At 51.2% G+C, this 8,116-nt stretch carries 8 protein-coding genes and 1 pseudogene; all 9 read left to right on the plus strand.

Going from position 1 to position 8,116, the window contains the following annotated elements; all coding sequences use genetic code 11:
- Positions 1 to 42 precede the first annotated feature (42 nt).
- The gene (locus tag M989_RS25860; RefSeq protein WP_063929856.1) at positions 43 to 1,926 is read left to right on the plus strand and encodes a transglycosylase SLT domain-containing protein; all 1,884 of its coding nucleotides are present in this window, start codon (positions 43 to 45) and stop codon (positions 1,924 to 1,926) included.
- A gap of 61 nt (positions 1,927 to 1,987) precedes the next feature.
- The gene (locus M989_RS10725) at positions 1,988 to 2,485 is read left to right on the plus strand and encodes a hypothetical protein (protein ID WP_088765747.1); all 498 of its coding nucleotides are present in this window, start codon (positions 1,988 to 1,990) and stop codon (positions 2,483 to 2,485) included.
- Between the two features lie 55 nt (positions 2,486 to 2,540).
- A complete protein-coding gene (locus M989_RS10730) occupies positions 2,541 to 3,941 on the plus strand; it encodes a DNA circularization protein (RefSeq protein WP_064545090.1) in 1,401 nt (466 codons plus the stop codon).
- Positions 3,938 to 5,023 (plus strand): phage baseplate assembly protein, encoded by a 1,086-nt coding sequence (locus M989_RS10735; RefSeq protein ID WP_023294061.1) that lies wholly within the window; start codon positions 3,938 to 3,940, stop codon positions 5,021 to 5,023. Before M989_RS10730 ends, M989_RS10735 begins: the two co-directional genes overlap by 4 nt.
- A complete protein-coding gene (locus M989_RS10740; RefSeq protein WP_023568807.1) occupies positions 5,020 to 5,604 on the plus strand; it encodes a phage baseplate assembly protein domain-containing protein in 585 nt (194 codons plus the stop codon). The genes M989_RS10735 and M989_RS10740 overlap by 4 nt, the downstream gene beginning before the upstream one ends.
- On the plus strand, positions 5,601 to 6,038 hold the full coding sequence (locus M989_RS10745) for a phage GP46 family protein (RefSeq protein ID WP_001279799.1): 438 nt from the start codon (positions 5,601 to 5,603) through the stop codon (positions 6,036 to 6,038). Before M989_RS10740 ends, M989_RS10745 begins: the two co-directional genes overlap by 4 nt.
- Before the next feature lies 1 nt (position 6,039).
- Complete coding sequence (locus M989_RS10750) at positions 6,040 to 7,182, plus strand: baseplate J/gp47 family protein (RefSeq protein WP_055321671.1); 1,143 nt, start codon at positions 6,040 to 6,042, stop codon at positions 7,180 to 7,182.
- Positions 7,179 to 7,772, plus strand: a complete 594-nt coding sequence (locus M989_RS10755) for a YmfQ family protein (protein WP_023294058.1) — start codon at positions 7,179 to 7,181, stop codon at positions 7,770 to 7,772. Before M989_RS10750 ends, M989_RS10755 begins: the two co-directional genes overlap by 4 nt.
- Positions 7,773 to 7,823: 51 nt before the next feature.
- A pseudogene (locus tag M989_RS10760) lies at positions 7,824 to 8,116 on the plus strand (hypothetical protein); the annotation flags it as partial.

The following is an 8,116-nucleotide window of genomic DNA, read 5'->3' on the forward strand; positions in this document are numbered from 1 at the left end:
CGCAGGCATCCCGGATAAACAAGCTTAGGAAACCTGACGACGATGAGTAATTCTTTTGATTTTGAGCTGGTGGCCAGCGACCAGGTTAGCGAGGCTATTGACCGCATTAATGAGGCTGTCCGTGACCTGGAGCCGAAGCTAGATAAAACCAAAGAAGGGCTCAAGTTAGGCGGCCAGGAAACAGCCGACGGACTGAATGGTTTTATTTCGCGTCTTGAAAATATGTCGAAGAGCGCGCGGGATAACGTGCAGTACATCGGCGATATGGTTCCCCCGCTGAAAATGGTGGGGGAGCTCGCGGGCAAGATGGGTACACTGGGGCTGGTTGGTGCTGCCGGATACGGGCTGAAACAGGTCGCTTATGGTTTTCGGGAGGCATCCCGTCAGGCCTATAACCTCGATGTCTCGGCAAAAAATGCGGGGATGCGCGTTGACGATTTTACCCGACTTTCCGGGGCTATGCGTATTCTTGGAGCAGACAGCGAGAGCGCTAATGCATCAATAGAGGGTATTTTCAAAGCATTCAATGAGGCTGCCAGCGGTAAAAACGAGGGGGTTATGGCCGCGATGGCGCAAATTGGTGCGCAAATCCAAAAAAACAGCGATGGGTCAGTAAATACCCTTAAAACACTGGAGTCTATTGCAAAAATTTTCCCAACCCTGAGACCTGAACAGCAGAAATCCACAGCCGATGCACTTGGGCTGACACCCGAATTGCTGGCGCTAATGCGTGAAGGCGAGCGTATGAAAAAGCTGCTGGCAAAATCGGATGAATTTGGTCTGACTGTGGATCCGGCGCTGAACCAGCAGTTGAGTGAAGTGAACGGCACAATGAATGAGCTCAGCGCATCCTGGGATGGGCTGTGGCAACGTTCAAAAAACAAGGCACTCAAGACCATTCTCTCGGATGGTTCGGTCAAAGACGGCCTCGAAGGTGTTACTGATCTGTTTACTAACGGTGACTTTACCGGCCTGTCTCATGCTCTCGGTTTTATCAACAGCGATGATGCTGCAAAGTTACGACGAATTCAGAATGATAAGACGCTATATAACAGTTTGCCCCGTAGTGAACGTGGACAGGTTGACGCGGGTTTCATGACTGATGCTGTAAGAAAGCGGTACGATGCAAATTACCGCGCGGCAGATTCTGCGATTCAGTTACAAAATGACATGGCTGCAGTAACAGCCCCACGGACTGCCGGGAGCAAATATGTGCCTTACCGCCAGAATGGCCAGTATGATGACTTACTGAATGAAGCTGGCCTGCAATACGGTGTTGATCCCCGTCTGCTGAAAGCCATTATGACTCAAGAATCTGGTGGAAATTCTCAAGCTATCAGTAGAGCAGGCGCGAAAGGATTGATGCAAATTATGCCGTCAAATTTTAATTCGACTGGGGTTACAGACTGGACTGACCCACGTCAGAACATTATGGCCGGGGCAAAAATCATGGCTGAAAACCTGAAAAGCTCAGGCGGTAATATTCCGCTGGCGCTTCGTTATTACAACGGGGGGTATGATACTAGCCGCTGGGGGCCGCAGAACCAGGCTTATCCTGGGGCGGTTCTTGGACACTATCAGAAAATAATTAATGAAGAACCACTAACCCGCGATGCTATCCCAGAAAACCAAGCCAATGAGCAATCAGCAGGTATCGGTATCAACCTACCTGTTCAACCTAGTGATGATTCGGCTTACCCAGATAGTGAGGTTAATAATAAATCTACAGGCACTGGGATTATCCAGCCCACCCAGCCTAACGCAGACCAAAATCAGGCTTTTGCCGATAAGCTTACCAGCTCATTTAAAAGCGCTGTTGAAGATCAGAAGATGAAGCTTGAAATCACCCTGGTCGACGGCAAAGGTGGCAGGAAGGAGTTCAATACCCAGAATGGCGGACGGATAACGTTACCCATGGCTTATTAAAAGATGATGGTATAAGGTGTGAATGTAAGATTTTAATTCAACACAGCGCTTGGATATTTCTATGAAAAAGATTACAGCTTACTTGTCTCTATCTCTTTTAATTATACCTTATGCTGCTCAGTCGCAGAGTTTAGCCAAGTGGGTGTATCCCAATGGCATACCAACACTGAAGCAGGATAGCAGAGGTATGGATGCTTTTGAGTTTGCTCTCGCTGTTACAAACTCGTCAACTGGTCAGGTGTCAATTCTTGATTTTCGACCAAACACCGATGCTGAATCTTCGTGCTATGGTATACATGAATACAGCAACCCCAAAATAAGAGATATTTCTCCAGCAAAAATCGCAGGGAAATATGTAAAAATGATATCTATTTGCCTTGGGCAGAGTAGCGGGATAATCCAACCAAAAACAGAAGAGGGAAAGAAATATTTTAATGGATTAGTGTTTACAGGTGCACCATTAGATATTTATCTCTCCGATACTAAATTTATTTCATTCCCTGCATCAGACACTGACTCGATGAAGAAAAAACTATCGGAACTAAATTCAGCAATGTGACATAAATAAGTAAAAAAACCGCCGATATGGCGGTTTTTTTATTTCCGGAGGTGAGATGCCAATTATCCAGAATGCAATAACATCCCTGATGGGCGGTGATGCCAGCGATGACTGGCAGGGGCAGTTAAGGCCCAGCTCATTCAGAGGAGTGCCATTTGCAATTGTTGCTGAGGAAGGAAGCCACGGCCGACGCCAGGCGGTACATGAATATCCCTACCGTGATACAGCCTGGATAGAGGATATCGGTCGAGCAACAAGGCGATTTGTTATTCGCGGTTTTTTGATTCAGAACAGCCAGGTTTATGGTGGCGGCGATGCCATCACACAGCGCCAGTCATTAATTGAAGCCTGTGAACAAAAAGGTAGCGGTACGCTCGTCCATCCGACACTGGGCGAATTAACGGTTTCCATCCCTGAGAATGGTTTGCGTATTTCCGGTTCGATGGAGAACGGGCGAGTATTTGAATTTACCCTGATGGCAATTGAATCAGGGCTTAAAGTGTTTGCTGTCACGGGCAGTACCGTTGCAGGCGCCACGGTGAAAACCAACTATCTGAAACTGGTCAGCACTGCTGTGCTGAGCACGATTGCCAGAGTTAAGAGTGAAATCCGCGGTGTCACACAGGCTATAAACACCATCAGAGGCACGGTCACGTTCTGGACTAACATGGTTGACAGCACCATCAGTCAGGTCACGAATCTCAGCAATGTCCTGAACTCCACGTTCGGGAATACCCGGTACGGACGTTACAGTAAAGGCTCTGTGGGCGGTAGTTCCTCTGCTGTTGCTGGCAAATCGTCAGTTGCTGATGTGGATGATGAGAGAGCACTGGCTGACAAGGTAACAGCCCAGTCGGTAATGGACCGGAAAAATGTTACCAACATGTCGAGCCAGCTTAGCCGCTCCAACACGCCTGATGAGTTTGTCCAGGGCGTCGCCGACGTGGTAAACGCAATTCTTAACAGCGCCGGCAGCGTTAATGACCGAATCACTGCGCTGGAAAAACTGGCTAATTCAATCAGCACGGAGTACCAGCAGTCCGACAGCAGCAAAGCGATTTCGGCGACCATGAACACGCTGATTGTTGTGCTGTGTACTGGTGCCATGACCAGTGCCGCTGCGGACTCCAGACCTGCCAGTACAGACGAGGCAGAAGAGTTAACTCAACGAGTTTCTGTGCAACTGGATACGGCGCTGGTTCTGGCTGGAGACCGCGCTGACGATGATATGTATAACGCGCTTCTCGCCGTCAGATCGGCATTCCTTTCCACGATGAGTGAGCGTGCTTCTGGTCTGAGCGAGCTTATTCAGGTTACTACCGCTCAGCCGCTTCCGGCGCTGACGCTGGCAAACCGATTATACCAGGATGCCACCCGTGCAGATGAACTGGTACAGGAAGCGCGCGTACCCCATCCGGCGTTTATGCCGACAACCATGAAGGTACTGAGGCAATGAATGCAGACAGCGATCTGGATGTTGTTTCTCTGACGGTCGACGGCAAAATCATTGAGGGCTGGGATTCTGTCCGGGTAACGCGGGGGATTGAGCGTTTTCCCTCTGATTTCGATCTTGGGCTGATGGATTACTTCCCTGGCAACGAAGATCGTCAGCTCGTTGAAGAGGGCATGTCCTGTGAAGTTCGTATCGGAGATGATCTGACGCTGACGGGATATGTGGATGACTGGGAGCCCGCACTATCGCGTTCCCGCCATGAGGTCCGCGCCACGGGCAGGAGCAAATGTCAGGACCTGGTGGATTGCTCAGCCGAGTGGCCTAACAACGTCATTAATGCCAGTAATGCGCTTGAAATTGCTTCTCGCCTGGCATCCTACTACGGCATCACCGTAACCACGGATGTTGATGAACTTGTGAAGGTTCCCCAGTTCACTCTGAACTGGGGTGAGTCTCCGCAAGAAGTCATCGATCGGGTGGCCAGATGGTCTGCTCTGCTTTACTACGATCAGCCCGATGGAAACCTGTTACTGACCCGGGTGGGAACACGCCGTGCAGCGAGCGGAATAGCCGAAGGGGTAAATGTCGAACAGGCGTACTACCGCAAATCGATGGCCGACAGGTTTTCAGACTATGTCGGTGTATCAATGAGCGTTTCTCCAATTGCAGGGTATTCGCCTGATACGGCCTATGACGCTGTGACTCTGGCAACGGCGAGAGATCCGGAGGCCGCCCGCATGCGGTACCGAAAACATATATCGATTGTGGAAAGTACCCTGATGGCTACTCAACAGGCACAAAGTGCGATCGACTGGGAAATGAACCGGCGGTACGGGCGTTCAAAACAGCTCTCGGTAACCATCGATTCCTGGAGGGATAAAGACGGGAAACTGTGGGAACCAAACACATTGATCCCCGTTGATCTTCCCACCTTACGGTTGCCGAAGACTGAATTGCTACTGGCAGAAGTCACCTATATGCGCGATGACTACGGCACCCATGCACGCATGACGCTGATGCCGCCTGAAGCATTCGCCGTTCAGCCATATGCCTTCTACCAGAACCTGGCGGGATTCAATACATGAAGCAACTATTTAAACATGCAGCGACTAGGATCGCCGGCATGCTGGGGATTGGCCGGATCACGGCTATGAAAGATGGTGGGGTGGTGCAGTCAATCCAGTACCAGACTCCGCTGGAGGTGGCCAGCGCACCGCGGATGGCTGAATTTGGTTTTTCATCCGGCCTGCCGTCAGGGACTGACGTGGTTCTGGCTTTTATTGGCGGTGATCGTTCCAGCGCGGTGGTAATTGCGTCCAACCATCAGGGGTTTCGTCATACAGGCCTGAAAGCGGGCGAAACGGTCATGTATAACCAGTGGGGTCTTAATATTCTCCTGACGGAGAAGGGGATCTTCCTGGATGCAAAGGGCCAGAATGTTGAGGTCAATAACGCCACTAACGTGACCATCAATGCCAGCCAGGGGATTCTTGCAAATACCCCGATCCTGAGGTGCACGGGTGACATTGTTGATAACTGTGAAACCAATACCCGAACACTGAAAGAGCTGCGGGATGCACATAATGACCATGATCATGTGGTTAAAAATGCCCAGAGTGGCAATGACAATATCCGCAGCCAAAAAACAGAGGATCAGGTGACATGAGTGACATCGCTTCATTCTGGAATGTGGATGAGATGTTTGCTGACTGGCAGAAAGGGCTGGGCGAACTCACCACGGGGAACGATTTACAGACTGCAATACTGGACAGCCTGTTTACTGACAGGCTGGCGCGCGCTGACGATGATTATGAGGATAGCGATCGCCGCGGCTGGTGGGGGGATTCCGGGGAGGAATCCCAACTGGGATCCCGGCTGTGGCTGCTACGGCGGAAAAAACTGACCCCGGATGTAGCAAAAAAAGCGGAGGAATACTCGAGTGAAGCGCTCAACTGGTTAAAGGTTGATGGCGTTGTCAGCGAGGTTATTCCTGTTGCCAGGATCGTCCTGCCTGACCGGCTCAATCTCATTATCCGCTATCAGGCACCGGGGAAGGACTGGCAGGAATTCAGGTTTTACTGGATATGGGAGCAACGTTAATATGCCGTTTAAACGACCGACGCTGAGCGAACTCCGCGACGGAAACCGGAAATTTATGCAGGCGGAGCTTGAGGATGTTGGTGCGCTCCTGCGGTTCGCGAACCTGAAGGTACTGGCTGACATGGATGCGGGGATGGGGCATTTGCATTACGCCTACCTTGACTATATTGCCCTGCAGACAAACCCGTTTACCTCTACCGATGAGTATCTCGCCGGGTGGATGGCCCTTAAGCAGGTATTCAGAAAACCAGCAGCAGCGGCGAAGTCGCCTGCGGTACAGGCTAGTGGCAGTGCTGACAGTATTATCCCTGTTGGCTCGATCATTAACCGCGGGGACGGATACCAGTATCGGACGGATGCAGATCTTAAAATTCAGGCAGATGGATTTGGTATCGTCGCGGTGACGGCCATCCTGCCGGATATTACCAGTGATGTAACGGGTGGAGGCGCGCGCGGTAACGCTGATGCCGGGACCATAATGACCCTGGACGCGAATATTGCTGGCGTGGATCCACAGGTAACGTTACTGTCCGCGGCGACCGGCGGAGCCGATATTGAAACGGAAGAGGACTTTCGCAGTCGTGGCTTGCTGGCATGGCAGAATCCGCCTCAGGGTGGAAGCGACGCCGATTATAAAAAATGGGCGCTTGAGGTTTCGGGCGTCACCCGCGCGTGGGTAAAGCGGCGTCTGAACGGGGCCGGGACCGTTGGCGTGTATATCATGTGTGATCGGAATGACAATGGTGGGTTTCCGGTCGGTACCGATGGAATATCCCAACTTGAGGACTGGGGGGCTGTTAAAGCCACCGGAGACCAGCTCGCTGTCGCCGACCACATCTATCCGCAGCAGACAGACACTGCCATTGTTTTCGTATGTTCCCCGATCAAGAAAGTCATCAATATTGAAATCTCTGGTATCAAAAATGCCGACAGCACCACAGTTCAGGGTATAAAAGACGCGCTGACGGCGCTGTTTTTTGATGAGGCTAACCCTGATGGTTCCGGGAAAGTTTACCTCTCTGATATTAACGGGAGTATCGGCGGTGTTAGTGGCACGACGGGCTATATCCTTAACTCTCCGATGGCCAATATCACCTTTGCTGTTGGCGAAATTCCGGTGCTTGGCGGGGTGAATTTTGTATGAGCCTCTTTTCAAAAAATGATTATGCCGGTGCGCTTGGTGCGCTGCTACCGACGGGCAGGGCATGGCCCCGGTCGCAAAGAACGGTACAGGCTGCGGTATTACGGGCACTGGGTAGCTCGTTTCAGCGTTCTGACAGCGATGCGCAAAGCCTGATTACTGGCGCTTTTCCGCCTACAGCGACGGTAATGTTGCCAGAATGGGAAAGCTCTCTGGGGCTGCCAGATGATTGCGCGATTGGTGAGTCCGGTGGCGTCAGCGATCGCCAGCGCGCCGTGGTAGCAAAGTTAATCAGCACCGGCGGTCTGAACCGCGATTACTACATCCGGGTGGCCGCAGCTCTTGGTTATACCATCACTATCACACAGTTCCGCCCCGCTATGAGTGGCATGTCAGTATGCGGTGATGCGCTTAACGGTGACGAGTGGCCATTTACCTGGCGGATAAATGCGCCACAAACAACAATCAAGTATTCGCTTGCTGGCGCGTCCTACTGCGGCGATCCGCTCGCATCGTGGGGCAATAAACAACTGGAGTGTTCAATCAACAAAATTGCCCCATCCCATCTGAACATCATTTTCAATTATTCATAACTGATATTTCCCCCTCTGATTTTATCGCTTAACACTAAGTGAGGATTAACTATGCTCCGAATCGGGCAAGTCGAAGCCACTGCAACGCAGGATGGCAAATATACTGATGGAAGTGTTGCTGGTGGTATTGCCGCAACGAGGCTGCGGGCAGCAGCGTTTAACGCCATGCAGGAAGAGTTAGCGCATATCGTAGAGTCAGCAGGTTTGACGCTCGACATTAACGATATGACTCAGGTTTTAAAGGCCATTCAAAAACTGACACTGAGCCGTACAAACCCATTTGCCGATATCAAATCAGATGGTGCAGCGGCGATCTCTACGGCTCTCACAAACCTTGGTTTGGG

Origin of the sequence: Kluyvera georgiana ATCC 51603, from assembly GCF_001654985.1 — a bacterium.
Classification (GTDB): domain Bacteria; phylum Pseudomonadota; class Gammaproteobacteria; order Enterobacterales; family Enterobacteriaceae; genus Kluyvera; species Kluyvera georgiana.